This is a genomic window from Serratia sp. OS31, assembly GCF_014164835.1.
Classification (GTDB): Bacteria; Pseudomonadota; Gammaproteobacteria; order Enterobacterales; family Enterobacteriaceae; genus Serratia; species Serratia liquefaciens_A.
Genome location: NZ_JACJFQ010000001.1, coordinates 350,235 through 376,793, shown reverse-complemented (window position 1 = coordinate 376,793; position 26,559 = coordinate 350,235). Strand labels below are relative to the sequence as shown.

Here is a 26,559-nt window from a genome sequence, read left to right as displayed (position 1 = left end):
GCCCTCTCATCCAGATAATCAGTGGGCACTATACCTTGAAGGGCGGTCAGCTAGAAGGCGAGTTTATCGCCAGTGGGGCAGGAGGAAGTGAAACCGGGGCCGCAGCCCCGGGGTGAAGCATTACAGCATCACGCTGCCCAGCAGGAAGCCAAACAGCACCGCCAATATCACGCCGATGGTGCCGGGGATAAAGAACGGGTGGTTAAACACAAAACGCCCAATGCGGGTGGTGCCGGTATCATCCATTTGTACCGCGGCGACCAGCGTTGGGTAGGTTGGCAGGATAAACAGGCCGGAAACGGCGGCGAAGGAAGCCACTGCGGTCAATGGCGACACGTTCAACGCCAGCGCCATCGGCATCAGCGCCTTGGCGGTGGCGGCCTGAGAATACAGCAGTGCCGAGCAGAAGAAGAAGATCACCGCCAACAGCCACGGGTGGGACTGAATGACCGTGCCTGCTGTCTCTTTGATCCAGTCGATATTGGCCTGCACGAAGGTGTCGCCCAACCAGGCTACCCCCAGAATACAGATACAGGCGCTCATCCCGGCTTTAAAGGTACTGGAGTTAAGCACCATATCAGTATCGACACGGCACAGCAGGGTGGTCAGGGTAGCGACGCTAAGCATGATGATCAGAATGGCGTTGGTGGTGTTCATCAGCGGTTTTGCCACCAGGCCCAGGCCCGGGCTGTTGATGATGGCGTAAGCCACGACGCAGAGCACGCCCAGCAGGAACAGCAGCACCGACACTTTGGCGCGGGGTTTGATTTCCATGATCTTGTTGCCGCGCAGGGTCACCAGGCCTTCTTCCAGACGCTTGAGGTAAACCGGATCGTCAGACAGCTTGGAGTCGAACAGCCAGCTTACCAGCAGCGACATCACCAGTACGGCGCAGAAGGTAGACGGCATCACGACCATCAGCAGGTGCAGATAGCTGACGCCGTGGCCTTCCATCACTGATGACATGTACACCACCGCGGCGGAAATCGGTGAGGCGGTGATGGCAATCTGGGCGGATACCACGGCGGTAGACAGCGGACGGCAAGGCTTGATGCCCTGTTCTTTCGCCACTTCGGCGATCACCGGCAGTGCGGAAAGCGAGATGTTGCCGGTACCGGCGAAGATAGTCAGAAAATAGGTGACGATCGGCGCCAGAATAGTGATGTGTTTAGGGTTCTTGCGCAGCAGTTTTTCCGTTTGCTGAACCAGATAATCCATACCGCCGGCGACCTGCATCGCCGAGATCGCGGCAATCACCGCCATGATGATGGAAATGACGTCGAACGGAATACTGCCCGGTTTCACGCCAATCAAAGCCAGGACCAAAACCCCCAGCCCGCCTGCAAATCCAATCCCGATACCGCCCAGCCTGGCCCCTAAAAAAATGGCCAGCAGAACGATAACCAATTCTACGGCTAACATAGTGTCTACTCCTTAAAATAAGTTTTTTTGAAAACGAAAAGTTAAAATTTTGTGGGCGATGGAAAGTAAAAAGGCACGCTATCCAGGGGATTCAGCGTGCCTTTTTTGGGCTACCGGGTGTGTCTGTTATTGTTCATTTTCATCCGTATAGCGTTTGGCTTTATAGGCCGGATGCATCAGGTTCTCCACGGAGAAGATGTCATCCAGCTCGGCTTCGGTCAGCAGGCCGCGTTCCAGCACGACTTCACGTACGCTCTTGCCGGTTTCGGCGCAGATCTTCCCGACGATGTCACCATTGTGGTGGCCAATGAACGGGTTCAGATAGGTGACGATACCGATAGAATTGAAGACGTAGTGTTCACACACCTCTTTATTCGCGGTGATGCCGTTAATGCATTTTTCCAGCAGGTTATAGCAGGCGTTGGTCAGGATGTGGATTGACTCGAACATCGCCTGGCCAATCACCGGCTCCATAACGTTCAACTGCAGTTGGCCCGCTTCGGCCGCCATGGTAACGCAAGTGTCGTTGCCAATCACCTTGAAACACACCTGATTGACCACTTCCGGCACGACCGGGTTGACCTTGGCCGGCATGATGGAAGAACCCGCCTGCAGTTCCGGCAGGTTAATTTCGTTCAGACCGGCGCGTGGGCCTGAAGACAGCAAGCGCAGGTCGTTACAAATTTTAGACAGTTTAACCGCGAGGCGTTTCAGCGCGCTGTGCACCATCACGTAGGCGCCGCAGTCGGAGGTGGCTTCGATCAGGTCTTCGGCCGGCACGACAGGCAGATTGCTGACTTCTGCCAATTTTTGAACCGCCAGTTGCGGGTAGCCTTCCGGGGTGTTCAGCGCCGTCCCGATTGCTGTCGCGCCCAGGTTCACTTCCAGCAGCAACTCGGCGGTGCGATGCAGGTTGCGGGTTTCTTCTTTCAGCAACACGCTGAAGGCATGGAATTCCTGTCCCAAAGTCATTGGTACCGCATCCTGCAACTGGGTGCGCCCCATTTTCAGGATGGTTTCAAACTCTTTTGCCTTGCGGTCAAACCCTTCACGCAGCTGGTTGATGGCGTCGATCAGCTTTTGGTTGGAGGCGTAAACCGCAATGCGGAAACCGGTTGGGTAGGCGTCGTTGGTAGACTGGCACTTGTTGAGATGATCGTTAGGGTTCAGGTATTGGTATTCGCCTTTCTGGTGGCCCATCAGCTCCAGACCAATATTCGCCAGCACTTCGTTGGTGTTCATGTTCAATGAAGTGCCTGCGCCGCCCTGGAACACATCCACCGGGAACTGATCCATGCATTTGCCTTTATCCAGCACTTCGTCACAGGCCTGGATGATGACATCAGCGATTTTACGTGGAATGGTTTTGAGTTCTTTGTTCGCCATCGCGGCGGCTTTTTTTACCATTACCATGCCGCGAACAAACTCGGGCACATCGCTGATTTTGCTGTTGCTGATATAAAAGTTTTCAATCGCACGCAGAGTGTGAACACCGTAATAGGCTTCTGCGGGGACTTCACGTGTTCCTAACAGGTCTTCTTCGATACGAATGTTATTTGACATGTGAACCTTCTTTGTATTGCTGCCGAATTAATTAATTGTCAGGGAACCAAATTATGTTGCCGAAGGCTTCAGGCATGAAACGATTAACCACTGTGCCCGATGCTGCCCAGATCATATGCTGGTTAGTAATAAATGACTGAATCCAGATCACCTTCTGAGCCTTCTTAAATTGCCTGTTTCTGGTTCTGTGATCCCTTTCACGTTTATTAACTTTAGCAATAAAAAAGGGCCTTTGGTTGAAATGCACGCCGGCAGACCCCATTGTATTTAGGTCGGCCGTTTACCGGCCCCCTTTTCGCGCCGTCGCCAACGTGCGGTTGCGCAGATCTACCAGAGGAGAACCAGGTGCGCTGGTTACCGTTACTGCTGATATTTCTGTTGGCTTACATAGAGATATCCCTATTTATCAAAGTCGCCGCCGTATTGGGCGTGGCGATCACCCTGTTGCTGGTGGTGTTCACTTCCTGCGTCGGCATTTCGCTGGTGCGCAATCAGGGCATGAAAACCTTCATGCAGATGCAACAAAAACTGGCGGCGGGGGAAAGTCCTGCATCAGAAATGGTGAAGAGCGTGTCATTGGTGCTGGCGGGCTTTTTGCTGCTGGTACCGGGTTTCTTTACCGATTTCCTCGGCCTGTTGCTGTTACTGCCCCCGGTGCAAAAATCGCTGACGTTGAAACTGATGCCGCATCTTTCCGTTTATCGCCCCGGCGGTTGGAGCCAGGGCGGTGATGCCGCCAACGGCAACACCTTCGACGGCGAGTTCCAGCGTAAAAACGACGATCGCTATACGCTGGATCATCAGCCCGACGATCATGACAAACGCAACGATCGTTGAAAAAACGCGGCCCAGGCCGCGTTTTTCGCATCAGTAGCCCAGTATTGCCATCAAAAGCGAAAATTTTTTTGGCCGCCCCCTTGAAGGGGGATGGAATGCCCCCATTTCAAATCCCACAAGCCGGTATTAACAATCCGGTGACAACCCTAAATCTGATAGAGACCTTCTTACAGGAGAGCGTTCAATGAGTATTCGTCCATTGCATGACCGCGTTATCGTCAAGCGCAAAGAAGTTGAATCAAAATCTGCTGGCGGCATCGTCCTGACTGGCTCTGCAGCGGGTAAATCTACTCGTGGCGAAGTTGTCGCGGTGGGTAAAGGGCGTGTTCTGGAAAGCGGCAACATCCAGCCGCTGGATGTGAAAGTTGGCGATATCGTGATTTTCAACGACGGTTACGGCGTGAAAGCAGAGAAGATCGACAATGAAGAAGTGTTGATCATGTCCGAAAGCGACATTCTGGCAATTGTTGAAGCGTAAACACGCTTTATCTTCTGAACTGAACGAGTTGAAGGGAAATACCAATGGCAGCTAAAGACGTAAAATTCGGCAATGACGCACGCGTGAAAATGCTCCGCGGCGTGAATGTTCTCGCTGATGCAGTAAAAGTGACCCTGGGCCCGAAAGGCCGTAACGTAGTGCTGGATAAGTCCTTCGGCGCTCCTACCATCACTAAAGATGGCGTATCTGTTGCTCGTGAAATCGAACTGGAAGACAAGTTTGAAAACATGGGCGCGCAGATGGTGAAAGAAGTTGCCTCTAAAGCGAACGACGCGGCAGGCGACGGTACCACCACTGCAACCGTACTGGCTCAATCCATCATCACCGAAGGCCTGAAAGCAGTGGCTGCCGGCATGAACCCAATGGATCTGAAGCGCGGTATCGACAAAGCGGTTATCGCCGCTGTTGAAGAGCTGAAAAAACTGTCTGTACCTTGCTCTGACTCCAAAGCTATTGCTCAGGTAGGCACCATCTCTGCAAACTCCGACGAAACCGTGGGTAAACTGATTGCAGAAGCGATGGAAAAAGTAGGCAAAGAAGGCGTTATCACCGTTGAAGAAGGCACTGGCCTGCAAGACGAGCTGGACGTTGTTGAAGGGATGCAGTTCGACCGCGGTTACCTGTCTCCATACTTCATCAACAAGCCAGAAACCGGTTCTATCGAACTGGAAAGCCCGTTCATCCTGCTGGCTGACAAAAAAATCTCCAACATCCGTGAAATGCTGCCAGTACTGGAAGCCGTAGCGAAAGCCGGCAAACCACTGCTGATCATCGCTGAAGATGTTGAAGGCGAAGCGCTGGCTACTCTGGTGGTTAACACCATGCGCGGCATCGTGAAAGTGGCTGCGGTTAAAGCACCTGGTTTCGGCGACCGTCGTAAAGCCATGCTGCAGGACATCGCTACCCTGACTGCCGGTACCGTTATCTCTGAAGAGATCGGTCTGGAGCTGGAAAAAGCGACCCTGGAAGACCTGGGTCAGGCTAAACGCGTTGTGATCAACAAAGACACCACCATCATCATCGATGGCGTGGGCGACGAAGCGACTATCCAAGGCCGCGTTACCCAGATCCGTCAGCAGATCGAAGAAGCTACCTCTGACTACGATCGTGAAAAACTGCAGGAGCGTGTCGCTAAACTGGCCGGCGGCGTTGCCGTTATCAAAGTGGGCGCAGCAACTGAAGTTGAAATGAAAGAGAAGAAAGCCCGCGTTGAAGATGCCCTGCACGCGACCCGTGCTGCGGTTGAAGAAGGCGTGGTTGCCGGCGGTGGTGTTGCACTGATCCGCGTAGCCAGCAAAATCGCTAACCTGAAAGGCGACAACGAAGACCAGAACGTCGGTATCAAGGTTGCTCTGCGCGCGATGGAATCTCCACTGCGTCAGATCGTAATCAACGCCGGTGAAGAAGCTTCCGTGATTGCCAACAACGTGAAAGCAGGCGAAGGCAGCTACGGCTACAACGCTTACACCGAAGAATACGGCGACATGATCGCGATGGGTATCCTGGATCCAACCAAAGTAACCCGTTCTGCTCTGCAGTACGCGGCTTCTGTGGCTGGCCTGATGATCACCACCGAGTGCATGGTGACCGACCTGCCAAAAAGCGACGCACCTGATTTAGGTGGCGCTGGCGGTATGGGTGGCATGGGCGGCATGGGCGGCATGATGTAATCATCCCCCCACGTTCGCGTGTGCAAAAGCCCCGGCCAATTGGTCGGGGCTTTTTTTTGCGTGCTTTGTCTCACTGCTTTTGATGATATTTATGCAGACCGGGCTGATTTAGCTGGTAAACTGATCTTTCATCAGCTGTCGCTCAAGACGTTGGCCAGCACCAGTGGCAACGGATGCTTAAGAGATAGCAACGCTTTCTGATAAGCTTTTGCGAAACTCTCAATATAGATGGGGAACAAGATGCGGATTAAAGCCTTACTGGGTCTTTCGGCAGCCTTGCTGCTGGCAGGTTGCAGCAGCACCAATGAACTTTCCGCCGCAGGTCAGCAGGTTAAATTTACCGATACCAAACCGGCGGCGGAATGCCAGCTGGTGGGCGAAGTGACTGGCACCCAGAGCAACTGGTTGTCCGGTAACGGTGGTGAAGGCAGCTCCATGCGCGGCGCGGCAAACGATCTGCGCAACAAGGCAGCGGCAATGGGCGGCAACGTGATTTATGGTGCTACCAGCCCAAGCCAGAACCTGCTTTCAAGCTTTGCCCCGTTGGACAGCAAAATGGCCGGCCAGGTTTATAAGTGCCCGTAACGCAAGATTAATGCGTACGCCATAGCATAAGAAAGAGGCATGCCCAGGCATGCCTCTTTTGTTTCTGTCATTGCGCCGAACAGTCAATCTTGCATCAGGCGCAGATCGAGCGGCGTTTTGCTTGGCTTGCCGCCGACTTCACGGGTCAGACGCGGAACCATATAACCGGAAACCTTGCTCAGCAGCGCCTGCATAATGGTGCGCGCTTCGTCGTCGCTGACCATAAAGTGCGCCGCGCCTTGTACCTTATCCAGCACGTGGATGTAATAGGGCAGAATTCCGGCGTCGAACAGCGCATTGCTCAGTGCCGCCAAGGTGTCGGCGTTGTCGTTAATGCCGCGCAGCAACACGCTTTGGTTCAGCAAGGTGACGCCAGCCAGACGCAGCTGCGTCATGGCTCCCTGCAGTTCACGGTCAATCTCATTGGCATGATTGATGTGTGTGACCATCAGTACCTGCAGACGAGAGGCCGACAGCCTGCGGCACAGCTCTGGCGTGATACGCGCCGGGATCACCACCGGCAAACGGGTGTGGATGCGCAGGCGTTTTACATGTTCAATGGCTTCCAGCTCACCGATCAGCCAGTCCAGCTCGTGATCCTTTGCCATCAGCGGATCGCCGCCGGAGAAAATAATCTCATCCAGTTCCGGGTGTTGGCGGATATAATCCAACGCCTGACGCCAGTTGGCCTTATTGCCCTGGTTGTCCTGATACGGAAAATGGCGGCGGAAGCAGTAGCGGCAGTTAACCGCACAGCCGCCTTTAACCAGCAGCAGAGCGCGATTACGGTATTTATGCAGCAGGCCTGGCACCACGCTACGCTGTTCGTCCAGCGGATCGGTCGTGAAGCCGGGTGCATTGATGAATTCTTCGCTGGCGGTCAGAACCTGACGCAATAGCGGGTCATTGGCGTCGCCGGGACGCATGCGTGCGGCGAAGGCGCGGGGGACGCGCAATGCAAACAGTCGACGGGCTTCACGGCCCTGCGGCAGGTCCGGATGCGTATTCAGTGACAAAAGCTGCAGTAATTCATCGGGATCGGTAATAACATCGGCGAGTTGATGCAACCAATCTTCTCTATATGCCGTACTTTGGGTTATAATGTGTGCCATTTTTTTGGCTAAGCTACCAGTTTAAATATTCAGAGGGCCATCATGGCGACTTATTCTAGCAACGATTTCCGTCCGGGTCTTAAAATCATGTTCGAGGGCGAACCTTACGCTATCGAATCCAGTGAGTTCGTTAAGCCGGGCAAAGGTCAGGCATTTGCGCGCGTTAAAATGCGTCGTCTGCTGACCGGTACTCGCGTTGAGAAAACCTTTAAATCTACCGACTCTTGCGAAGGCGCAGACGTGGTAGATACCAACATGAACTACCTGTACAACGACGGTGAGTTCTACCACTTCATGCACCCTGAGACTTTCGAGCAGCACGGTGTTGAAGAAAAAACCGTCTCTGACGCGGCAAAATGGCTGCAAGACAACGCAGAATGTATCGTTACCCTGTGGGACGGTCGTCCAATCGCGGTTCAGCCACCGAACTTTATCGAAGCAGAAATCACTGACACCGATCCAGGTCTGAAAGGCGATACTGCCGGTACCGGCGGCAAGCCTGCTACCCTGAGCACTGGCGCCGTGGTTAAGGTTCCGTTGTTCGTACAGATTGGCGAAGTTGTCCGCGTTGACACCCGCTCTGGCGAATACGTTTCACGCGTAAAATAAGTTTCATAACAAAGGAGCCCTGTGTGGCTCCTTTGCTTTATTCTCTTCCGCATCCCCTTGGCAGAATCAGCATGATAAAGAAAGCTCTGTTGGTCGTTGTCTCCCTGTTAATACTGCTGTCCCTTAACGGTTGTAATACTTTCCGCGGCTTTGGTGAAGACGTTCAGCACCTTGGTGGCGCTATCTCTCGCACTGCAAGTTAATAAGCATTAACCTTTCTAATGTAATTGTGCGAAATAAAACCATTTAAACAGCAACCCCCGCTAATATTTACTAAGCTTAGAAAGCCGTACTTTATCGCCACTGACAAATAAGGACTTTCCTATGCTGAAGAAAAGTATTATCGCGATTTTCTCTTTGATGATTTTGACCTCGTTGACCGCGTGCAACACCACTCAGGGTGTGGGCGAAGATATTCAGGCTGGCGGTAAGGCCATCCAGCGTAGCGCGCAATAGCCCTCTTTGCCGACTCCGGCGGTATTCCACGAACGGCCATCCAAAGACGGCGCCGTGGGATACCGCTTCCCACGTTGAATATTCACCTGCTGCCACCTTTGTGCTGTTATCCCCCTTAGCTGCAGGTATAATCCCCCGGGCATATCACAACGCTAAATGGGACGACCCGTTTACGCCTCTGCATTCGGGGACGACCCCACCGTTATGGAGCCTGTTTCATGGCTTGGATTATTCTGCTTATTGCCGGTTTACTGGAAGTCGTGTGGGCCGTCGGCCTGAAATATACCCATGGTTTTACTCGGCTTACCCCGAGCATTATTACCGTTGCCGCCATGGTGGTCAGCATGCTGTTGTTGGCGCATGCGATGAAAACGCTGCCCGCCGGCACGGCTTACGCCGTTTGGACAGGCATTGGTGCGGTAGGCGCGGCCATTATGGGAATGGTATTGCTCGGTGAATCAACCAACATCGCGCGCATCCTCAGCCTGTGTCTGATCGTTGTCGGCATACTCGGATTGAAGTTCAGCAGTCACTGATGCTGCGGTTGTTTCACCCAGATCAGCTTATCGGTCTCAAAGCCGTTGTTTTTCGCGGTTTGCACTAATCTGTCGCGCGTGGCGGCGTCCAGCGTCGGCGTGCGCGACAGTATCCACAAATACCCTCGGTTTGGGCCGCAAACCAGCGCGTAGCGATAATCTGCATCCAACTCAATCACGTTATATCCGCCGTAGAAAGGCCCAAAAAAGGATACCTTGAGTGCGGCTACCTGCGGTGAGCCGGTAAAATAGGCCTTGCCCGTGCTTTCCTGCCATTGTTGTTTTTGCGTATTAAAACCCCGGTTCACCACTTTGAGGCCGCCGTCTTCGCGTGGGCTGTAGTTGGCGGTGACCTGTTCGAGGCCGCGTTCAAAACGGTGATCAAAACGCGCGATTTCATACCAGGTGCCGAGATAGCGCTGGCTGTCGAAATCATTCACTACTTTGATGTTCTTCGGCGGGGAAACGCTGCAAGCGGCGGAGAGAAAAGCGGGAATGATCGCGCATAGCTTTGACCGAAAACGCATTGGTTACTCCTGTTTACCGGGTTGGAATAAACAGTGTAGCCGAAAGGTAAAGCAGACGGCCAACGGGAGTTGGCCGCCAGAAGAGTTTTACAGCGTTACCACACCGATAACGGTGACGACGCTGAGGATGGCCGCCAGGCCATAGAAGACCCATTTACCGGCCGGCACGTGGATTTTCAAATCGTGCATCGCATGGTGTATACGGTGCAGGCCGCACCACAGCGGCAGGATGATCATCAGCAGCAGGAACAGCCGACCAATCAGGCTTTGGCAGAAAGCCAGTACGCGGTCATAGCCCAGCGCATCAGCGGGGAACCACCCCAGCGGCAGCAGAATGCCGACCAGCAGCACGATAGCAGGCGCGATGATTGCGCCCCACATGCCGCCGGCGCCGAATAATCCCCAGAAAACCGGTTCGTCTGAGCGTTTAGGTGCTTGATTTATCATGTTTCCTCCGGATTACAGCAGGGCCACGGCCAGGATGACCACGCTGGCGACCAGCGTGACCGCCCACAGCGCTTTGACGATAGGCCCAGGCCCCATTTTCTCGCTGTTGACCACGATATTGGCGGCTTTCGGCGCCAGATCGAACCAGGTTTTGGTGTGCAGCAGCGCCGCGAGCAGCGCGACCACGTTAATCAGCAGCACCAGCGGGTTTTGCAGAAAACCGACGAACCCGGCCCAGCTGTCCGCGCCGCCTTTCAGCGCAAAAACGCCGTAGATCAGCACGATGCTGAACCACACGGCCGGCACCGAGGTCCCTTCACGCAGCATATAGAAACGGTAGAAGCCGAGCTTTTGCCACCAGGTCGGCGTCATGGTGCGCACATAGGGCTTACGTTGTGTTGTCATTGCGGTTTCTCTCCCTTATTGCGGCTTCAGCATGGCGATCATGAAGTCTTTGGCACTTTCCACCTTGCCCTGCTGGATAGCAGCGGCCGGGTCGACGTGCTTCGGACACACTTCAGAGCAGTAGCCGACAAAGGTACAGCTCCACACGCCGTTTTGGCCGTTGAGCTGTGCCATGCGCTGTTTCTGGCCGTGGTCGCGATTGTCCAGGTTGTAACGGTGCGCCAGGGTGATTGCCGCCGGGCCGATGAACTCTGGGTTCAAACCGAACTGCGGACATGCGGCGTAGCACAGCCCGCAGTTGATACAGCCGGAGAACTGGTGATATTTGGCCATTTGCGCCGGCGTTTGCACGTTGGGGCCGTCTTCCGGTTTGCGGTTATTGCCGATGATGTAAGGCTTAATCGCTTCCAGGCTTTCGATAAAGTGGGTCATGTCGACCACCAGATCGCGCTCAATCGGGAAATTGCCCAGCGCCTCTACCTTCATACCGTCGGTGTATTCGCGCAGGAAGGTCTTGCAGGCCAGCTTCGGTACCCGGTTGACCATCATGCCGCACGAACCGCAGATGGCCATGCGGCATGACCAGCGGTAGGAAAGGTCGGGTGCCAGGTTATCCTTGATGTAGCCCAGTGCGTCGAGCAGCGAAGTTTGCTCATCGTAAGGCACCGCGAAGGTCTCGAAATGCGGCTCGGCGTCACATTCAGGGTTATAGCGCATGACCTCGATTTTCAGGGTGTTCATCTCAGCCATTTGCCTGCTCCTTATCCTTTTTGTCCTGCGCTTCGGCTTCAGCGCCGTACACACGTTTGGCCGGTGGCAGTTTGGTGATCTTCACGTCGCTGTATTCCAGGCGTGGTGCGCCGTTCGGGTTATGGAATGCCAGCGTATGCTTCAGGAAATTCACGTCGTCACGTTCGGTACAGCCTTCATCCAGACGCTGGTGGGCGCCGCGGGATTCTTTGCGGTTGAAGGCGGAGTGCGCCATGCACTCGGCGACGTCCAGGCCGTAGCCCAGCTCGATGGTATACAGCAGGTCGGTATTGAACACGCTGGAGTTATCGGTGATTTTGACGCGCTTGAAGCGTTCTTTCAGCTCAGCCAGTTTATCGATGGTTTTTTGCATCAGTTCTGGCGTACGGTAGATACCGCAGCCTTCTTCCATCGACAGCCCCATCTCATCGCGGATCTTCGACCAGTTTTCGCTGCCTTCCTGCTTCATCAAATTGCTCAGTCGGGTTTCGACGTCGCGCCCTTGCGCGTCCAGGGCACTGCCATTGGCCGGGCCAGATTCCAGCGAGCGACGAGCGGCATGCTCACCGGCCACCCGGCCGAACACTACCAGCTCCGCCAGCGAGTTGGATCCCAGGCGGTTGGCACCGTGCAGACCGACGGAGGAACATTCGCCGACGGCAAACAGCCCCTTGATGCGGGTTTCGCAGTTTTGATCGGTTTCAATGCCGCCCATGGTGTAATGCGCCGTTGGGCGTACCGGGATGGGGTCTTTTACCGGGTCGACGCCGACGTAGGCCTTGGCCAGTTCACAGATAAACGGCAGGCGTTCGAGCAGCTTCTTTTCCCCCAGATGGCGCAGGTCGAGATAGACCACGTCGCCGCGCGGGGTGGCGATGGTGCGACCGGCACGCCATTCGTGCCAGAAGGCCTGCGAAACTTTGTCGCGCGGGCCCAGCTCCATGTATTTGTTCTTCGGCTCGCCCAGCGGGGTTTCCGGGCCCATGCCGTAGTCCTGCAAGTAACGGTAGCCGTCTTTGTTCACCAGAATACCGCCTTCACCGCGGCAGCCTTCTGTCATCAGGATGCCGGAGCCCGGCAGGCCGGTAGGGTGATATTGGACGAACTCCATATCGCGCAGTGGGATGCCGTGATGGAAGGCCATGCCCATGCCATCACCGGTGACGATGCCGCCATTGGTGTTGTAGCGATACACGCGTCCGGCACCGCCGGTGGCCATGATCACCGCATTGGCGCGGATCTGCACGCGGGTGCCTTCCATCATGTTCATCGCCACCAGACCACGGACCTGACCGTCATCCGCCAGAATATCCAGCACAAAGTGCTCGTCGAAACGTTGGATTTGCGGGTATTTAAGCGAGGTCTGGAACAGGGTATGCAGTATGTGGAAGCCGGTCTTGTCGGCGGCGAACCAGGTTCGTTCAATCTTCATGCCGCCGAAGCGACGCACGTTGACCGAACCGTCTGGTTTACGGCTCCACGGGCAGCCCCATTGTTCCAACTGGGTCATTTCCCGCGGACAGTTGTGGACGAAATGGTCGACCACGTCTTGCTCACACAACCAGTCGCCACCGGCAACGGTATCGTTGAAATGGTAGTCGAAGGAGTCGTGATCCTGAGTGACTGCGGCGGATCCCCCTTCGGCGGCTACCGTATGGCTGCGCATCGGGTAGACTTTTGAGATAAGCGCGATTTTCAGTTGGGGGTTGGCTTCCGCTGCGGCTATTGCTGCACGTAAACCAGCACCCCCGGCCCCAATAATGGCAAGATCGGCGTTAAAGGTTTGCACTGCATTCCTCCAATATTCTTGTTAAGAACGGCAAATTAAATATCTATGCTTAATATTTATAAATATTCTTCGGGTGCTAACTAACTGAGTTCATTGTCGTTGCATAAAGCCTAAGGATAGATATCTCCCACCAATAATGTGGAATTAACTATACCTAAAGTTAAGTAGAAGAAATTTGATGTGATCGATTGTTTTGCCTTTTAACCGGCGGGCGGAAGGATAATTGCCCGAGGTCTGGATTTAACGTTTATTCAACTTTTATTGCCCTTTTTGCCAACTATTTATCAGGTAATGTCGAGGTTAAAGCGGCCGGGCTGTTAAGAATTTGTTTGCATGCCAGGATACGAGTAGACTGCATCCCCTGTTTGATTTCGGAGTAATTACCATGAGCGAAACGGCAAGCTGGCAGCCAAGTGCACCCATCGCCAATTTGTTGAAACGCGCAGCGATCCTGACTGAGATCCGGCGTTTCTTCGCCGATCGTGGCGTGCTGGAAGTTGAGACGCCAACCATGAGCCAGGCGACGGTCACCGATATTCACCTGTTCCCGTTCCAGACGCGTTTTGTCGGGCCCGGTGCGGCGGATGGCATGACGCTGTACATGATGACCAGCCCGGAATACCACATGAAACGTCTGCTGGCGGCGGGCAGCGGGCCGATTTATCAGATGGGGCGCAGTTTCCGCAACGAAGAGGCCGGCCGTCATCACAACCCTGAATTCACCATGCTGGAGTGGTACCGTCCGCACTACGACATGTACCGGCTGATGAACGAGGTGGATGATCTGCTGCAGCAAGTGCTGGACTGCGAGAGCGCGGAGACCCTGTCTTATCAGCAGGCTTTCCTGCGCCATCTGGATATCGATCCGCTGTCAGCGGAGAAGGTACAACTGCGTGAAGCGGCGGCCAAACTCGATCTGAGCAACATTGCCGATACCGAAGAGGATCGCGATACGCTGTTGCAACTGTTGTTTACCGTTGGCGTGGAGCCGTACATCGGCCGTGATAAGCCGGCGTTCGTTTATCACTTCCCGGCCAGCCAGGCGTCGCTGGCGGAGATCAGCACTGAAGATCACCGCGTGGCGGAGCGTTTCGAAGTCTATTTCAAAGGTATTGAACTGGCGAATGGCTTCCGTGAACTGACCGACAGCCGCGAGCAGCGTCAGCGTTTCGATCAGGATAACCGCAAGCGAGCGGAACGCGGTTTGCCGCAGCACCCGATTGATAACAACCTGCTGGATGCGCTGCAGCACGGTATGCCGGAGTGTTCCGGTGTGGCGCTGGGCGTTGATCGGCTGGTGATGCTGGCGTTGGGCGCCGAGAGCCTGAGTGAAGTATTGGCCTTCCCGGTCGGGCGCGCGTAACAGCTAATTTAGTGCCACTGTGATAAAAAAAGGGTTCGGCCATAGCCGAACCCTTTTTGCATGCTGCGGTTACAAACTGCCCGATTCGCGTTTGGTGTTGGGCGTCGGTGTGGAGGCCGGCGTACGACCGTTGCTGGTCAGGCGGGACAGCGTCTCGCTGCGTACCTGGAATGGTGGGTACGGCAGCGTAATGCCGTGCTCGCGGTAGCCGGACAGGATCAACTGATGGATCTCGTGACGCAACGGCATGCGGTGGCCCATCTCGGCGGCGTAAATACGCAGTTCAAAGATCTGGATACCCTGCTGCAGATCGACCAGATAAACCTCCGGTGCCGGATTATCCAGCACCAGCGAACAGCGTTCGGCGGCGTTGGTCAGGATCTTGGTCACTTCTTCGCTGTTGGCTTCTGCCGGTGCCGGTACGGTCAGTACCACACGGGTCAGGTTGTCCGACAGCGACCAGTTAATGAACTGCTCGGTGATAAACGCCTTGTTCGGCACGATGATCTCTTTGCGATCCCAATCCGAAATGGTGGTGGCGCGGGTATTGATCTTGGTGACGGTACCGGTCAGGTTGCGGATCGTCACGGTATCACCAATGCGGATCGGTTTTTCAAACAGGATGATCAGGCCGGAGATAAAGTTGGAGAATATCTCCTGCATACCAAAGCCCAACCCCACGCTGAGCGCGGTCACTACCCACTGCAATTTCGACCATTCGATACCGATCCAGGAAAAGCTGAGGATGGCGCCGAACAGCAACAGCAGATACTTGGTAATGGTGGTGATGGCGTAGCCGGTGCCCGGCGACAGATCCAGGTGCTGCAGTACCGCCAGCTCCAGCAGGGCCGGCAGGTTACGCACCAGCTGCATGGTAACGATCAGCACCAGGATGGCGATCAATACCGCACCCAAGGTGATCGGATGCGCGGTCTCTACGCCGTTGACCGTCGACGTCACGTCCCAGAGGGAGATGTTTTCCAGGAAGGCGAAGGCCGAGTGGATTTCTGACCACAGCACGATCACCGACACCAGCGCGATCATCGTCAGGATCGAACGAACCAGCCGGAGCGACTGGGCGCTGATGGTATCCAGATCGATCTCTGAATCATCCATGTCCATCGATCCTTCGGTACTGTTGGGCGTATGCGGCGTTTCTTCTTCACCGCGTGCGCGCTGAGCCAGAATATCGGCCCGGCGTTGCTTGGCGCGGTCAAAGGCGATACGTCGCCGTTGGATCAGCATCCAGCGGCGAATAATGTGGTAAATCACCAGCAGGAAGAACCAGATGGCCACCGAAGTTTCCAACCGCGCCAACAGTGCCTGAGAGGTGGTCAGATAGCCGACGGCGGAGGCCAGCGCCGCCAGTAGCGGCGCGGACAGCAACAGCCCCCACAGCGCAGTGTTGACCATGTTGTCGCCGGAGCCTTTTTTATCCAGGTACAGCGGGATGCCGGCGCGTTTCAGGCTATTGGTGACGATGGCCAAAGCCAGACACAGCAGGATAAAGCACAGCCGCCCCAGGGTATTGGCAAACTCGCGTTCTTTTAGGCTGTCGAAGGTGATCAACGCCATGATCAGCGGCACTATCAGCCAGATCGACATTTTGTAATAGCGCATGGCGCGTGAAACCTGCTTCACCGGCCAGCGGAAATGCACGATAAACAACCCCTGCGGATGGGCGAAGGCGGCGCAAATCATACATACCCACAGGATCGGCAGCGTGGCGGTGACGCCCTTGCCGATCGCTTCGGCTACCGGGTAGTTCCAGGCGCTTTGCAGGCCAAAGCCGAGCGCCGCCCAGAGCACCGGCAGTGGCAGTGCCACCAGAATCGACCAGAATACGGTGCGCAGGGTCAGGAAGAATTCGTCCTGGGTCACTTTGCCGACCCGGCTGCTGGCGCGCGTCAGGAAGGCGTGGTAGTGCTTGCGAGAGCTGATGCTGAAAATCACCAGCAGCAGGGCACCGAAGATGGGGATCAGCGTTTCGCGGCTGGTCACCATCATCATAAAGGCGCCGCCGAGCTGTGACAGCGTATCCAGCGACAGCAGACGCGTCAGGTCGTGCGCGACGTTAATCGGATAGGACAGGGTGATAGGATTGACGTCAGGCACCCAGAACAGATAGCGGTGGGTGGCATCCTTGATTTCGTTTAACGCCTCGATCAACTGGGTGTTGGCCACTTTCAGTTTGGTCAGCTCGAGGATCTGAGTATCGCACCCGGACAGCAGTGAATTCAGCAGTTCTCTCTGAGTGCGTAACTGGGCGTCAACGATGCGTCTTTCCGCACTGGTCAGTTCGCTGCCGTCGTCACGTTTGAATTCGCGCTGAGACAGTTTTTCCAGTTGGCTTTCAAACTGCAGGCGCTGTACGCGCAATTGGGCCATATCGCCATCAAGCTGTTGCGGCTTGGGCATTTCCGGCAGCGTGGCGACCTGAGCACGCAGGGTTTCTCCCAACGCCGATGACGAACCAAGCCACTGGGCCTGTTCGATAATGGTGCTCAGTGCCTGACGCACCTGCAGCGTTTGTGCGGCGGCCTGACGCTGCTGGGATGAGATCAGATCCATGCGCTGAGCCTGATTGTTCAGCGCTGCGGACAGCTCACGGTTGATTTGCAGCTGTTGGCTGATGCTTTTCGGCAGATCGCCGTTCTGCTCGGCCAACTGCTCGGTCTTTTCCAGCGCCAGTTCGGCTTCGCGCTGCCGCTGGGCATTGAGGTTATTGCGCAGCGCCTGCAGTTGGACGTCAATCTTCTCGTGGCGCTTTTTGTAGACTTCGGCGCGCATTCGCGCCAGTTCCTGACGGTTGTTGGCCGACAGTTGCGCCAGCTCGAGTTCATCGACCTTGGCCTTGCGCGCAGCGGCTTCCGCCTGCAATAACGCCAGTGCAGCCTGAGCATGCGGAGTGGTCGGGTTGGCGGGCTGGGCTTGCAGGCGACGCTGAACTTCGGTCAAGGCACGGCGTGCGTCGGTCTGCTGCTGCGGTAATTGGCCGAGGGAATCGCTGATTTCCCGCGTACGTTCCTGCTCTTGTTGCAGCAAACGCGCCTGTTCCAGCAGCAGGCTGCTGGTTTGCAGGATTTGCTGTTCCAAATCGCTGGCCGGCAGGTTATCGCCGTTCGGCAGGATTTTGCTGTCTTCCAGCGCTAACTGACGACGCAGTTCCTGCGTCATCTTCGGGAAATCGTCGATCACGCGCTGATATTGCTCAACGCGCGTTAGCGACTCTTTACGCTCCGACAGCCAGTTGAGGGCGCTTTGCAACGCCTCAGTGGTTTCCGCCTGATTAGGCGCGCTCTTGTTGCTCTCGGCCTGCTTCAGCTCCTGTTTGAGCTGGGTTTCGGTGGGCACCGTGGCGGCCAGCACCGGTTGAGCCAGTAGGCAACCGAGCAATAACGTGATAATCAGGCGCACAGCGTCAATTCCTTCAGATCTGCGGTGTTTCAACGGCAGCAGACGCGGCCGGGATTTCTGCGAAGGCTTCGCCCATGCGGGTCACGGTGCCGTTATTCAGCTGCGGCGCGAACTGTACGCTGCCAGGGGTGAACAGGTTAATGACCGTCGAACCCAGTTTGAAGCGGCCCATTTCTTCGCCTTTCTCCAGCACGATAGCGCCTTCCGCGCCTTCTTCAGGATAGGTCCAGCGTTTGATAATGCCTTCGCGCGGCGGGGTTACCGTGCCGGCCCAGACGGTTTCGATGCTGCCGACGATGGTGGCGCCCACCAGTATCTGCACCATTGGCCCGACGGCGGTATCAAATACGCAGATCACACGCTCATTGCGCGCGAACAGGTTTGGCACGTTGGCGGCGGTCAGTGGGTTGACGGAGAACAGGTCGCCCGGCACATAAATCATTTCGCGCAGCACGCCGTTGCACGGCATATGTACGCGGTGATAATCCCGCGGAGCCAGGTAGGTGGTGGCGAACAGACCGTTACGGAACGGCTCTGCCAGCACATAGTTGCCGGCCAACAGCGCTTCCAGGCTGTAGTGGTGGCCTTTGGCCTGGAAAATTTGGTCGTCGTGGATCTGGCCGAGCTGGCTGATAGCACCGTCGGCGGGCAGCGCCAGCCAGTTGGCGTCGCTGATGATCGGGCGCGCGCCGTCACGCAGCGGGCGTACAAAGAATTCGTTGAAGCTGGCGTAGGCGCTCAGCTCTGGGTGTTGCGACTCTTGCATATTTACGCGGTAATAGCGGGCAAAGCCCTTCAGGACCAGCTGGGTCAACCAACCGGCCTGCTTGTCCGCACCCCAGCCTGCCAGGCGGGTCAGTGCCAGCTTCGGTAACCAATACTGCAATTTAATTTTGATGCTATCCAGCACGTTTAACCTCTTGAATAAGGATAAAGGGCGCGCATTGTAACGGTGGCTTTGCCGCCGTCAACGCCGCCCGGCATTATCAGTCTGCGGCATCGGTGAAGTTCTTGCGAACCTTCACTTGCGCCATGCTTTCCAGAATACGGTGGTAGTTGTCGAAACGCTCTTTGGCGATATCGCCTTTTTCCATGGCGGCACGGATGGCACAGCCTGGATCGGTATCGTGGCGGCAATCACGGAATTTGCAACCGCCTAAATAATTACGGAATTCGACAAAACCTTGGGTGATTTGTTCCGGTTCCAGGTGCCACAGGCCAAACTCGCGTACGCCTGGGGAGTCGATCACGTCGCCGCCGTGCTGGAAATGATACAGCCGTGCAGCGGTGGTGGTATGTTGCCCGAGCCCAGAGACATCGGAAACCTGATTTACCAGAATTTGCTCTTTGGATGCGGGTAGCAGAGCGTTAAGCAGGCTGGACTTGCCGACCCCCGACTGCCCGGCAAAAATACTGATGCGCCCGACCAGCGCCTGTTCAAACGCCTCCATGCCTTCGCGCGTCTGGCTGGAGACTTCCAGCACCCGATAACCAATCTTGCGATAGGTATCCATCATGCCGTCGACCCGTTTGCGCGCTTCGGCATCCAACAGATCGATCTTGTTCAGTACGATCAGCGGCTCAACTTCCAGCGTTTCACAGGCCACCAGGTAGCGGTCAATGATGTTCAACGAAAGCTCGGGTAAGATCGCCGAAACGATAACGATTTGGTTGATATTGGCGGCGATGGGTTTCACGCCGTCATAGAAGTCTGGGCGTGTCAGCACCGAGGTACGTTCATGTACGGCTTCGACAATGCCTTTGACCCCTTCATGGGTACCGACGCCAGGGCGCCACACCACGCGATCGCCGGTGACCAGCGAACGTAGCGTACGGCGAATATTGCAGCGGTGTTGGGTGCCGTCCGCCGCTTCAACGTCGGCATGCATGCCGAAACGGCTGATGACGATACCGTCCTGCGGTTCGCCCAGTTGGGAATCATCCAGTTCCGGTTTTTTATCGGTGCGTTTCAGGCGACGTTGATGGTTCGCCTGCACGCGGCGTTCTTGACCTTTGGACAGTTTGTTCTTGCTCACTGCGCCTCACTTGAATCCGCTTTATCGCTCATGGCGACCAAAAAGACTATGATACACGCTATTTTATATTAAATAACCGTTGTTAGCCGCCACGCGCAGCGTACCTTGACTGCTGAACGTCCAGCGCCGGTCGCCGCCTTGCCTACAGTTTGTTTATCTTTTGGCTTTTACGCAGGAAATATCATGACAGGAAACGAAAATAACCTGATTTGGATCGATCTGGAGATGACCGGGTTGGATCCTGAACGCGATCGCATTATCGAGATCGCTACGCTGGTCACCGATGCCAATCTGAACATTCTCGCGGAAGGACCGGTGATCGCCGTACATCAATCCGATGAACAGCTTGCCCTGATGGATGACTGGAACGTGCGCACCCATACCGGCAGCGGCCTGGTGGAGCGGGTGAAAGCCAGCCAGTTCGACGACCACGCTGCCGAGCTGGCCACTATCGCCTTCCTGCAACAGTGGGTACCGGCGGGCAAATCTCCGATCTGCGGCAACAGCGTGGGTCAGGACCGCCGTTTCCTGTTCCGCTATATGCCCGCACTGGAAGCCTACTTCCATTACCGCTATCTGGACGTCAGCACGCTGAAAGAACTGGCGCGCCGTTGGAAGCCGGAAATCCTCAGTGGCTTTAAGAAGCAGGGCACCCACCAGGCGATGGACGATATTCGCGAGTCGGTAGGTGAACTGGCCTATTACCGCGAGCATTTCATCCAGCTATAACGAATGCAGGGCCTCTTGATCGGGGCCTTACTGCCGAAAGCTCCCGATTCCGCCGCTTAATTAGTCAGTTTGGCGCTTTAATCGGCAATCAAACAAAAATCGCGTTTTTTTGCTTTCAGGGGCTTGCGGCAAAAAGGATTTCTCGTATAATGCGCACCCCGTACCGATGAAGAATTTCGTTTAGTTCCGACATCGATACGCCGGGCGGGAATAGCTCAGTTGGTAGAGCACGACCTTGCCAAGGTCGGGGTCGCGAGTTCGAGTCTCGTTTCCCGCTCCAAATTCAACAATGCTGCTTAGGCGGCGTGATGAATAAAAAAAGTATCAGGCAGTACCCATGCGACGCGGGAATAGCTCAGTTGGTAGAGCACGACCTTGCCAAGGTCGGGGTCGCGAGTTCGAGTCTCGTTTCCCGCTCCAAAAAATTCAAAGGCCATGTTGTTGTTTGATGGCCGGATGCCCAAAGCATCTCAATGCGGGAATAGCTCAGTTGGTAGAGCACGACCTTGCCAAGGTCGGGGTCGCGAGTTCGAGTCTCGTTTCCCGCTCCAATTTTATCTTCATTTCAAACTCAGTCCAACGCCTTTAACGGCGCGGTTCTTTGTCTCGTTATACATACCCTGTCGAAATGTTGTGAACAGACTTATCCACAGGTAGTGCTCATAATACCCTCAGTTCAAAAAATCAACGCCACACAAATGAAATATATATTGCATTGATTTGTAAGCATATTTAATTATCGAAAAACGTTATACCGATCACTTGCTCTTTTTGTTGCAGTTGAAAGACAAAGCATTTTTATTTTTATGCACAAATCCACAGAGTGACTATCGGGTCTGAAAGAAAGATTTCAGGCATCCCTCGGCAATCCTTTTTCCACAGCCCGTATCAATCGTTTTTTCTGCGTTGTCTGCACTTCTATGCCTTGCGCCTCACGCCGTGCCAGCTGCTGCGCCAGCGCCCAGTGGATATGTTCATCCAGCATCGCATCTTGTTCCAACCGAGCCCGCAACGCCACCACTGCCGCATCCAGGTAGGGGGCATTGCCCAGCGCCACGGCGATATTACGCAGCCAGCGCAAATGGCCGATACGCCGGATGGCGGAACCTTCGGTGATGCGCAGGAATTTCTCTTCCGTCCAACCAAAGAGTTCGATCAGCTGCGGCGCATGCAGCGCGGCCCGTGGGCTGAAGTCATCTTCGTCAGTGAGCTGCGAGAAGCGGTTCCACGGGCAAATAAGCTGGCAATCATCACAGCCGTAAATACGGTTGCCCAATAGCGGCCGAAACTCTTCAGGGATGGCGCCCTCGAGCTCGATAGTCAGATAGGAGATGCAGCGGCGTGCGTCTACGGTGTAGGGGGCGACGATGGCTCCGGTTGGGCAGGTGGTGATACAGGCGACGCAGCGACCGCACTGCTCTTCCTGGGGTTTATCCACCGGCAACGGCAGGTCGATCAGCAGCTCGCCGAGAAAGAACCAGGAGCCGGCTTCGCGGTTTAAAATAAGTGAGTGTTTACCAACCCAGCCAATACCGGCTTTGGAGGCCAGTGCGCGTTCCATCACCGGCGCGGAGTCGACAAAGGGGCGGAAATTAAGTTCGCCGCAGTAGGCCTGGATCTGATCGCCGAGTTTTTTCAGCCGCTGGCGCAGCAGCTTGTGATAATCCCGACCCAGCGCATAGCGGCTGACATAACCCAACTGCGGGTTATTCAAGGTACTGGCGAAGGCCGCCTTGGCCGGCAGGTAGTTCATGCGCACGCTGATCACGCGCAGCGTGCCGGGCAACAGCTCATGCGGTCGGGCGCGCAGCATGCCATGGCGCGCCATCCACTCCATTTCACCGTGGTATTGTTTGTCCAACCAGGCCTGCAATTTGGGCTCTTCCGCGCTCAGATCGGTGTCGCAGATGCCTACCTGCTGGAATCCTAGCGATTGCCCCCATTGCTTGATATGTTGGGCGAGTTGATTGAGATCGAGGGGGTGAGTCATGACGGGCCACAGTGAAAAACGATACTCTGACAGTTTACCACACTCTGTCTGGTCTGCGGACTGGATCCGGCGGGCGGAAGCGGACGCCGCCGCCTCGCAGGGCATCTCACTCTATCAACTGATGCAACGTGCCGGCGAGGCGGCTTACACGCTGGCGTGCGACCAATACCCTGCCGCCCACCACTGGCTGGTGCTGTGCGGTCATGGCAACAATGGCGGTGACGGCTACGTTGTCGCCCGCCTGGCGGCGGCGACCGGTGTCAAAGTCAGCCTGATTGCCTGCCAAGGTACGCGCCCACTGCCCCCAGAAGCGGCTGCTGCCAGACAGGCATGGTTGGCCAGCGGCGGCGAGATCCATCCGACCGACAGCCGCTGGCCTGAAGACATAGATCTGATCATCGACGGTCTGCTCGGTACTGGATTAAGCAGTGCGCCGCGGGCGCCGTACGATGCCCTGATTGAAGCCGTTAACCGCAGCCGCGCGCCGGTTATCGCACTCGATATTCCCTCGGGCCTGCTGGCTGAAAGCGGTGCCGCGCCTGGAGCCGTCATTCGCGCAGCGCATACCATGACTTTCATCGCGCTCAAACCGGGTCTGCTGACCGGCCAGGCCCGCGATTGGGTCGGGCAACTTCACCAGAGTACGCTAGGATTATCGGGGTGGCTGGCAAAGCAACCGACGCAGATTCAGCGGCTTACTGCCGAATCGCTGTCCCAGTGGCTGAAACCGCGTCGTCCCTGCTCACATAAAGGTGAACAGGGGCGTTTGTTAGTGGTAGGGGGCGATCGCGGCTTTGGCGGCGCAATACGCATGGCGGCAGAAGCTGCGTTGCGCAGCGGTGCTGGGTTGGTGCGAGTACTTACTCACATTGAGCATGTCGGGCCCTTGCTGACCGCCAGACCGGAACTGATGGTGCAACCGCTGAGCGACGAGGGGTTGCAGCAGGCGATCGACTGGGCGGATGTGCTGGTGATTGGCCCGGGGCTGGGCCAGGGACAATGGGGTAGGAATGCGCTGAAAATATTGCAAGCCAGTGATAAACCGGCGTTATGGGACGCCGATGCGCTGAACTTACTGGCATTAAATCCCGAGAAGCGTCAGAATCGTGTGATTACCCCGCATCCTGGGGAGGCGGCACGCCTGCTGGGGTGCCGTACCGCCGAGATTGAGAGTGACCGCTTACTTGCAGTGCGTAATCTGGTAGCGCATTACGGTGGCGTGGCCGTGCTGAAAGGTGCGGGTACGTTGATCGCCGATGATCAAGGCCAGATGGCGATCGCCGACGTCGGCAACGCCGGCATGGCCTCAGGTGGAATGGGGGATGTGCTGTCCGGTATCATCGGCGGTTTGCTGGGGCAAAAGCTCTCACTGTATGATGCAGCCTGCGCCGGTTGCGTGGCGCATGGCGCAGCCGCCGATCGCGTGGCGGCAAGACAAGGAATAAGGGGGATGCTGGCGAGCGATTTATTGCCGGAAATCCCTTATTACGTTAATCCTGAGTTGGCATAAATAGAAACTATCGAATGAAAGAACTCGTTTTACCTCTGCCGGATGAGGCAGCGACTGTCGCATTGGGTACCGCCTTGGCTAAGGCGTGCGATCGCGCCAGCGTAATATACCTTTACGGTGACCTGGGCGCCGGTAAAACCACCTTCAGCCGTGGTTTTCTGCAGGCATTGGGCCACCAGGGCAACGTTAAAAGCCCAACTTATACGCTGGTGGAGCCTTATGCGCTGCAGCCGCTGGCGGTATACCATTTTGATCTGTATCGCCTGGCCGATCCGGAAGAACTCGAATTTATGGGCATTCGCGATTATTTTGCGCAGGATGCCATTTGCCTGGTGGAATGGCCACAGCAGGGGACCGGCGTCTTGCCGGAACCGGATTTGGAGCTGCATCTCAGCTACCAGGATCGGGGACGCGAAGCAAAAATTCAGGCGGTTTCTGCCTACGGCAGCCAGCTTTTAGACCGTATTCACGGGCCACAGGAATGACGCCGCAATGACGTATGCGTTGAGAAAATTACTCGTAATCGCCCTGATCGCCGTATTGGGGCCTTTGGGTGCGGCCAGTGCTTTGGCCGCATCGTCGTTGTCTGATATTAAAGTCACCAATGCTCAGCGTGAAGCCACGGTATCGGTGAGCTTCAACGGCCCGCCAGACTATGCTTTCTTCCCCTTGCACGGCCCGGACCGCGTGGTGTTGGATGTAAACCAGAAAGGCAAGGTGGGCGGTTTGCCTCTGAATTTCAGCGGCCAGAATCTGGTGAAAAGCATTCGCTCCAGCGCACCGAAAGATGCCCAGAGCGTGCGGTTGGTATTTGACTTGACTCAGCGTTCAAAGACCCGGGTAGCCACGCGCCAGAATGGCAGTGTCTATACCGTGGTGTTTACCATCGCCGCCGAGGGCAGCGCAAATACCACGGTACGAAAAGCCCCGACGCCGGCACCGGTGGTCGTGAACCCACCGACGCGTAAAGCCCCGGTGGTGGTGAGTGAGCCTGAACCAGAGCCTGTTCCGGTGCGCAGAGCGCCAAGTGGTTCCAATCCTTTCACCAATAAGCCTACCGTGGTTGCGGGTACCGCATCTGAGGTCACGCCGCGCAGCAGCCGCGTTTCCGCCGGTTCCGGCGATCGGGTGGTGGTGGCTATCGATGCCGGTCACGGTGGCCAGGATCCGGGGGCCATCGGCCCGAACGGCCTGAAAGAGAAAAATGTCACTATCGCCATCGCCCGCCGCTTGCAGGCGTTGTTGGATGCCGATCCACAGTTTAAACCGGTGTTGACGCGTAACGGCGACTACTTCATTTCGGTGATGGGCCGCTCTGACGTGGCGCGTAAGCAAGGCGCTAACGTGCTGGTCTCCATTCACGCCGACGCCGCGCCAAACCGCAGCGCCAACGGGGCTTCCGTTTGGGTTCTGTCCAACCGCCGCGCCAACAGCGAGATGGCCGGCTGGCTGGAACAGCATGAGAAACAGTCCGAATTACTGGGCGGTGCGGGTGATTTGCTGGCCAACAGCCAGGCGGATCCTTACCTGAGCCAGGCGGTGCTGGATCTGCAGTTCGGTCACTCACAACGCGTGGGCTACGATGTCGCGGTAAAAGTCTTGCAGCAGTTGCAGAGCGTCGGTTCATTGCATAAACGTCGTCCGGAACACGCCAGTCTTGGCGTGCTGCGTTCGCCGGATATTCCATCTTTGTTGGTGGAAACAGGATTTATCAGTAATAGCACGGAGGAGCGGCTGCTCGGCAGTAGCGCATATCAGGAGAAAATTGCCCGGGCGATCCACAACGGCCTGCGCAGTTATTTCCTGGCGCACCCGCTACAAGCTGACCCAAAGGTGGAAAACCGACCGCTGGACGTCGCAGCGGCGGTTAACTCCTCAACACAAGACGTCAGTCAGCCTGCTCCGGTCACCCGTTCGACCGGCAGCAGCCGCATTAGCGGCAAAACGCAGATCCACGTGGTGAAGCGAGCCGAAACGCTCTCCGGCATTGCCGACAGCTATGGCACCACCATGGCGGCGTTGCGTGACCTGAACAAGCTGAAAAAAGACGGCGTGTGGGTCGGCCAGCGCCTTAAAGTGCCGGCGGGTAAAACCGCCGCGACGGTCAGTACGGTCGCCAAGGCAAAACCCAGCGTGAAGAAGCCGTCCAGGCATAAAGTGACCCGCGGTGATACCTTGTCCTCCATTGCTACCCGTTATGGCGTCAGCGTCAGTGACCTGAAGCGCGTGAATAAACTGAAGTCGGACGTCGCGCCGCTGGATCGGACGCTGACCATTCCGCAGGCCTAGCGCCCACATTAGAGGAAT

25 protein-coding genes and 3 tRNA genes are annotated in these 26,559 nt (G+C 56.1%); 16 read left to right on the top strand and 12 right to left on the bottom strand.

Annotated features, from left to right (window positions below; genetic code table 11):
* Positions 1 to 120 precede the first annotated feature (120 nt).
* Both H5P17_RS01790 and aspA read right to left on the bottom strand, forming a co-directional pair.
* The gene (locus H5P17_RS01790) at positions 121 to 1,422 is read right to left on the bottom strand and encodes an anaerobic C4-dicarboxylate transporter (RefSeq protein WP_044553921.1); all 1,302 of its coding nucleotides are present in this window, start codon (positions 1,420 to 1,422) and stop codon (positions 121 to 123) included.
* 126 nt (positions 1,423 to 1,548) lie between these two features.
* The gene (aspA, locus tag H5P17_RS01785; RefSeq protein WP_020824881.1) at positions 1,549 to 2,985 is read right to left on the bottom strand and encodes an aspartate ammonia-lyase; all 1,437 of its coding nucleotides are present in this window, start codon (positions 2,983 to 2,985) and stop codon (positions 1,549 to 1,551) included.
* Positions 2,986 to 3,330: 345 nt separating this feature from the next.
* Here aspA and H5P17_RS01780 point away from each other — a divergent pair, with 345 nt between their 5' ends.
* From H5P17_RS01780 to H5P17_RS01765, 4 genes are all read left to right on the top strand, one after another.
* A complete protein-coding gene (locus H5P17_RS01780) occupies positions 3,331 to 3,822 on the top strand; it encodes an FxsA family protein (RefSeq protein ID WP_182820961.1) in 492 nt (163 codons plus the stop codon).
* 184 nt (positions 3,823 to 4,006) lie between these two features.
* Complete coding sequence (locus H5P17_RS01775; protein WP_004952634.1) at positions 4,007 to 4,300, top strand: co-chaperone GroES; 294 nt, start codon at positions 4,007 to 4,009, stop codon at positions 4,298 to 4,300.
* Between the two features lie 44 nt (positions 4,301 to 4,344).
* The gene (gene groL, locus H5P17_RS01770; protein WP_020824884.1) at positions 4,345 to 5,991 is read left to right on the top strand and encodes a chaperonin GroEL; all 1,647 of its coding nucleotides are present in this window, start codon (positions 4,345 to 4,347) and stop codon (positions 5,989 to 5,991) included.
* Between the two features lie 240 nt (positions 5,992 to 6,231).
* On the top strand, positions 6,232 to 6,576 hold the full coding sequence (locus H5P17_RS01765; protein WP_020824885.1) for a DUF4156 domain-containing protein: 345 nt from the start codon (positions 6,232 to 6,234) through the stop codon (positions 6,574 to 6,576).
* Positions 6,577 to 6,659: 83 nt separating this feature from the next.
* Here the strand turns inward: H5P17_RS01765 and epmB are convergent, their stop codons facing one another.
* Complete coding sequence (gene epmB, locus H5P17_RS01760; RefSeq protein ID WP_182820959.1) at positions 6,660 to 7,688, bottom strand: EF-P beta-lysylation protein EpmB; 1,029 nt, start codon at positions 7,686 to 7,688, stop codon at positions 6,660 to 6,662.
* Positions 7,689 to 7,730: 42 nt separating this feature from the next.
* Between epmB and efp the strand changes: the two genes are divergently transcribed.
* From efp to sugE, 4 genes are all read left to right on the top strand, one after another.
* Positions 7,731 to 8,297 carry an elongation factor P gene (gene efp, locus H5P17_RS01755; RefSeq protein WP_020824887.1) on the top strand — a complete coding sequence of 189 codons (567 nt, stop codon included), beginning with the start codon at positions 7,731 to 7,733 and terminating at the stop codon, positions 8,295 to 8,297.
* A 71-nt stretch (positions 8,298 to 8,368) separates the two neighbouring features.
* Positions 8,369 to 8,500 (top strand): entericidin A/B family lipoprotein, encoded by a 132-nt coding sequence (locus H5P17_RS01750; RefSeq protein WP_071827072.1) that lies wholly within the window; start codon positions 8,369 to 8,371, stop codon positions 8,498 to 8,500.
* Between the two features lie 121 nt (positions 8,501 to 8,621).
* Positions 8,622 to 8,753 (top strand): entericidin A/B family lipoprotein, encoded by a 132-nt coding sequence (locus H5P17_RS01745; protein ID WP_044553925.1) that lies wholly within the window; start codon positions 8,622 to 8,624, stop codon positions 8,751 to 8,753.
* 218 nt (positions 8,754 to 8,971) lie between these two features.
* On the top strand, positions 8,972 to 9,289 hold the full coding sequence (gene sugE / locus H5P17_RS01740) for a quaternary ammonium compound efflux SMR transporter SugE (protein WP_020824889.1): 318 nt from the start codon (positions 8,972 to 8,974) through the stop codon (positions 9,287 to 9,289).
* Here the strand turns inward: sugE and blc are convergent.
* From blc to frdA, 5 genes are all read right to left on the bottom strand, one after another.
* Entirely contained in the window at positions 9,283 to 9,816 is a 534-nt protein-coding gene (gene blc, locus H5P17_RS01735; RefSeq protein WP_182820958.1) for an outer membrane lipoprotein Blc, read from the bottom strand. The two genes, sugE and blc, sit on opposite strands and share 7 nt — an antisense overlap.
* Positions 9,817 to 9,903: 87 nt before the next feature.
* Complete coding sequence (frdD, locus tag H5P17_RS01730; protein WP_044553927.1) at positions 9,904 to 10,263, bottom strand: fumarate reductase subunit FrdD; 360 nt, start codon at positions 10,261 to 10,263, stop codon at positions 9,904 to 9,906.
* A gap of 12 nt (positions 10,264 to 10,275) precedes the next feature.
* A complete protein-coding gene (frdC, locus tag H5P17_RS01725; RefSeq protein WP_037425927.1) occupies positions 10,276 to 10,668 on the bottom strand; it encodes a fumarate reductase subunit FrdC in 393 nt (130 codons plus the stop codon).
* Positions 10,669 to 10,683: 15 nt separating this feature from the next.
* The gene (locus tag H5P17_RS01720) at positions 10,684 to 11,418 is read right to left on the bottom strand and encodes a succinate dehydrogenase/fumarate reductase iron-sulfur subunit (RefSeq protein WP_020824893.1); all 735 of its coding nucleotides are present in this window, start codon (positions 11,416 to 11,418) and stop codon (positions 10,684 to 10,686) included.
* Entirely contained in the window at positions 11,411 to 13,207 is a 1,797-nt protein-coding gene (frdA, locus tag H5P17_RS01715) for a fumarate reductase (quinol) flavoprotein subunit (protein ID WP_182820956.1), read from the bottom strand. The genes H5P17_RS01720 and frdA overlap by 8 nt, the downstream gene beginning before the upstream one ends.
* A gap of 385 nt (positions 13,208 to 13,592) precedes the next feature.
* Between frdA and epmA the strand changes: the two genes are divergently transcribed.
* The gene (epmA, locus tag H5P17_RS01710) at positions 13,593 to 14,570 is read left to right on the top strand and encodes an elongation factor P--(R)-beta-lysine ligase (protein ID WP_020824895.1); all 978 of its coding nucleotides are present in this window, start codon (positions 13,593 to 13,595) and stop codon (positions 14,568 to 14,570) included.
* Between the two features lie 69 nt (positions 14,571 to 14,639).
* Here the strand turns inward: epmA and mscM are convergent, their stop codons facing one another.
* From mscM to rsgA, 3 genes are all read right to left on the bottom strand, one after another.
* Positions 14,640 to 17,987 (bottom strand): miniconductance mechanosensitive channel MscM, encoded by a 3,348-nt coding sequence (gene mscM / locus H5P17_RS01705; RefSeq protein ID WP_044553928.1) that lies wholly within the window; start codon positions 17,985 to 17,987, stop codon positions 14,640 to 14,642.
* A 13-nt stretch (positions 17,988 to 18,000) separates the two neighbouring features.
* Positions 18,001 to 18,897, bottom strand: coding sequence for an archaetidylserine decarboxylase (gene asd, locus H5P17_RS01700; RefSeq protein ID WP_044553929.1), 897 nt, complete (start codon positions 18,895 to 18,897; stop codon positions 18,001 to 18,003).
* 76 nt (positions 18,898 to 18,973) lie between these two features.
* The gene (gene rsgA / locus H5P17_RS01695) at positions 18,974 to 20,023 is read right to left on the bottom strand and encodes a small ribosomal subunit biogenesis GTPase RsgA (protein ID WP_020824898.1); all 1,050 of its coding nucleotides are present in this window, start codon (positions 20,021 to 20,023) and stop codon (positions 18,974 to 18,976) included.
* A 183-nt stretch (positions 20,024 to 20,206) separates the two neighbouring features.
* On the opposite strand from rsgA, the gene orn reads away from it, so the two are divergent.
* The 4 genes from orn to H5P17_RS01675 all read left to right on the top strand — a co-directional run bounded on the left by orn (position 20,207) and on the right by H5P17_RS01675 (position 21,303).
* Positions 20,207 to 20,752, top strand: coding sequence for an oligoribonuclease (gene orn, locus H5P17_RS01690; protein ID WP_044553930.1), 546 nt, complete (start codon positions 20,207 to 20,209; stop codon positions 20,750 to 20,752).
* A 204-nt stretch (positions 20,753 to 20,956) separates the two neighbouring features.
* Positions 20,957 to 21,032, top strand: a tRNA-Gly gene (locus H5P17_RS01685).
* 64 nt (positions 21,033 to 21,096) lie between these two features.
* Positions 21,097 to 21,172: transfer RNA gene (locus H5P17_RS01680), tRNA-Gly, on the top strand.
* A 55-nt stretch (positions 21,173 to 21,227) separates the two neighbouring features.
* Positions 21,228 to 21,303, top strand: a tRNA-Gly gene (locus tag H5P17_RS01675).
* A 299-nt stretch (positions 21,304 to 21,602) separates the two neighbouring features.
* On the opposite strand, the gene queG is transcribed toward H5P17_RS01675, so the two are convergent.
* Positions 21,603 to 22,742: a tRNA epoxyqueuosine(34) reductase QueG gene (gene queG, locus H5P17_RS01670; protein ID WP_182820954.1), complete on the bottom strand. Its 1,140-nt coding sequence runs from the start codon at positions 22,740 to 22,742 to the stop codon at positions 21,603 to 21,605.
* Between queG and nnr the strand changes: the two genes are divergently transcribed.
* The 3 genes from nnr to amiB are packed head-to-tail and all read left to right on the top strand — an operon-like array spanning position 22,741 to position 26,541.
* On the top strand, positions 22,741 to 24,252 hold the full coding sequence (gene nnr / locus H5P17_RS01665; RefSeq protein WP_182820952.1) for a bifunctional ADP-dependent NAD(P)H-hydrate dehydratase/NAD(P)H-hydrate epimerase: 1,512 nt from the start codon (positions 22,741 to 22,743) through the stop codon (positions 24,250 to 24,252). The genes queG and nnr overlap by 2 nt on opposite strands.
* 14 nt (positions 24,253 to 24,266) lie before the next feature.
* Positions 24,267 to 24,737 carry a tRNA (adenosine(37)-N6)-threonylcarbamoyltransferase complex ATPase subunit type 1 TsaE gene (gene tsaE, locus H5P17_RS01660; protein WP_044553933.1) on the top strand — a complete coding sequence of 157 codons (471 nt, stop codon included), beginning with the start codon at positions 24,267 to 24,269 and terminating at the stop codon, positions 24,735 to 24,737.
* Positions 24,738 to 24,744: 7 nt separating this feature from the next.
* Positions 24,745 to 26,541, top strand: coding sequence for an N-acetylmuramoyl-L-alanine amidase AmiB (amiB, locus tag H5P17_RS01655; RefSeq protein WP_182820950.1), 1,797 nt, complete (start codon positions 24,745 to 24,747; stop codon positions 26,539 to 26,541).
* The last annotated feature ends 18 nt before the right edge of the window (positions 26,542 to 26,559 follow it).

Excerpts from the sequence above, each read along its gene's own strand:
- H5P17_RS01790 (WP_044553921.1), bottom strand. The coding sequence starts at position 1,422 with ATGTTAGCCGTAGAATTGGTTATCGTTCTGCTGGCCATTTTTTTAGGG.
- aspA (WP_020824881.1), bottom strand. The coding sequence starts at position 2,985 with ATGTCAAATAACATTCGTATCGAAGAAGACCTGTTAGGAACACGTGAA.
- H5P17_RS01775 (WP_004952634.1), top strand. The coding sequence starts at position 4,007 with ATGAGTATTCGTCCATTGCATGACCGCGTTATCGTCAAGCGCAAAGAA.
- groL (WP_020824884.1), top strand. The coding sequence starts at position 4,345 with ATGGCAGCTAAAGACGTAAAATTCGGCAATGACGCACGCGTGAAAATG.
- H5P17_RS01765 (WP_020824885.1), top strand. The coding sequence starts at position 6,232 with ATGCGGATTAAAGCCTTACTGGGTCTTTCGGCAGCCTTGCTGCTGGCA.
- epmB (WP_182820959.1), bottom strand. The coding sequence starts at position 7,688 with ATGGCACACATTATAACCCAAAGTACGGCATATAGAGAAGATTGGTTG.
- efp (WP_020824887.1), top strand. The coding sequence starts at position 7,731 with ATGGCGACTTATTCTAGCAACGATTTCCGTCCGGGTCTTAAAATCATG.
- H5P17_RS01750 (WP_071827072.1), top strand. The coding sequence starts at position 8,369 with ATGATAAAGAAAGCTCTGTTGGTCGTTGTCTCCCTGTTAATACTGCTG.
- H5P17_RS01745 (WP_044553925.1), top strand. The coding sequence starts at position 8,622 with ATGCTGAAGAAAAGTATTATCGCGATTTTCTCTTTGATGATTTTGACC.
- sugE (WP_020824889.1), top strand. The coding sequence starts at position 8,972 with ATGGCTTGGATTATTCTGCTTATTGCCGGTTTACTGGAAGTCGTGTGG.
- blc (WP_182820958.1), bottom strand. The coding sequence starts at position 9,816 with ATGCGTTTTCGGTCAAAGCTATGCGCGATCATTCCCGCTTTTCTCTCC.
- frdD (WP_044553927.1), bottom strand. The coding sequence starts at position 10,263 with ATGATAAATCAAGCACCTAAACGCTCAGACGAACCGGTTTTCTGGGGA.
- frdC (WP_037425927.1), bottom strand. The coding sequence starts at position 10,668 with ATGACAACACAACGTAAGCCCTATGTGCGCACCATGACGCCGACCTGG.
- H5P17_RS01720 (WP_020824893.1), bottom strand. The coding sequence starts at position 11,418 with ATGGCTGAGATGAACACCCTGAAAATCGAGGTCATGCGCTATAACCCT.
- epmA (WP_020824895.1), top strand. The coding sequence starts at position 13,593 with ATGAGCGAAACGGCAAGCTGGCAGCCAAGTGCACCCATCGCCAATTTG.
- orn (WP_044553930.1), top strand. The coding sequence starts at position 20,207 with ATGACAGGAAACGAAAATAACCTGATTTGGATCGATCTGGAGATGACC.
- nnr (WP_182820952.1), top strand. The coding sequence starts at position 22,741 with ATGACGGGCCACAGTGAAAAACGATACTCTGACAGTTTACCACACTCT.
- queG (WP_182820954.1), bottom strand. The coding sequence starts at position 22,742 with ATGACTCACCCCCTCGATCTCAATCAACTCGCCCAACATATCAAGCAA.
- tsaE (WP_044553933.1), top strand. The coding sequence starts at position 24,267 with ATGAAAGAACTCGTTTTACCTCTGCCGGATGAGGCAGCGACTGTCGCA.
- amiB (WP_182820950.1), top strand. The coding sequence starts at position 24,745 with ATGACGTATGCGTTGAGAAAATTACTCGTAATCGCCCTGATCGCCGTA.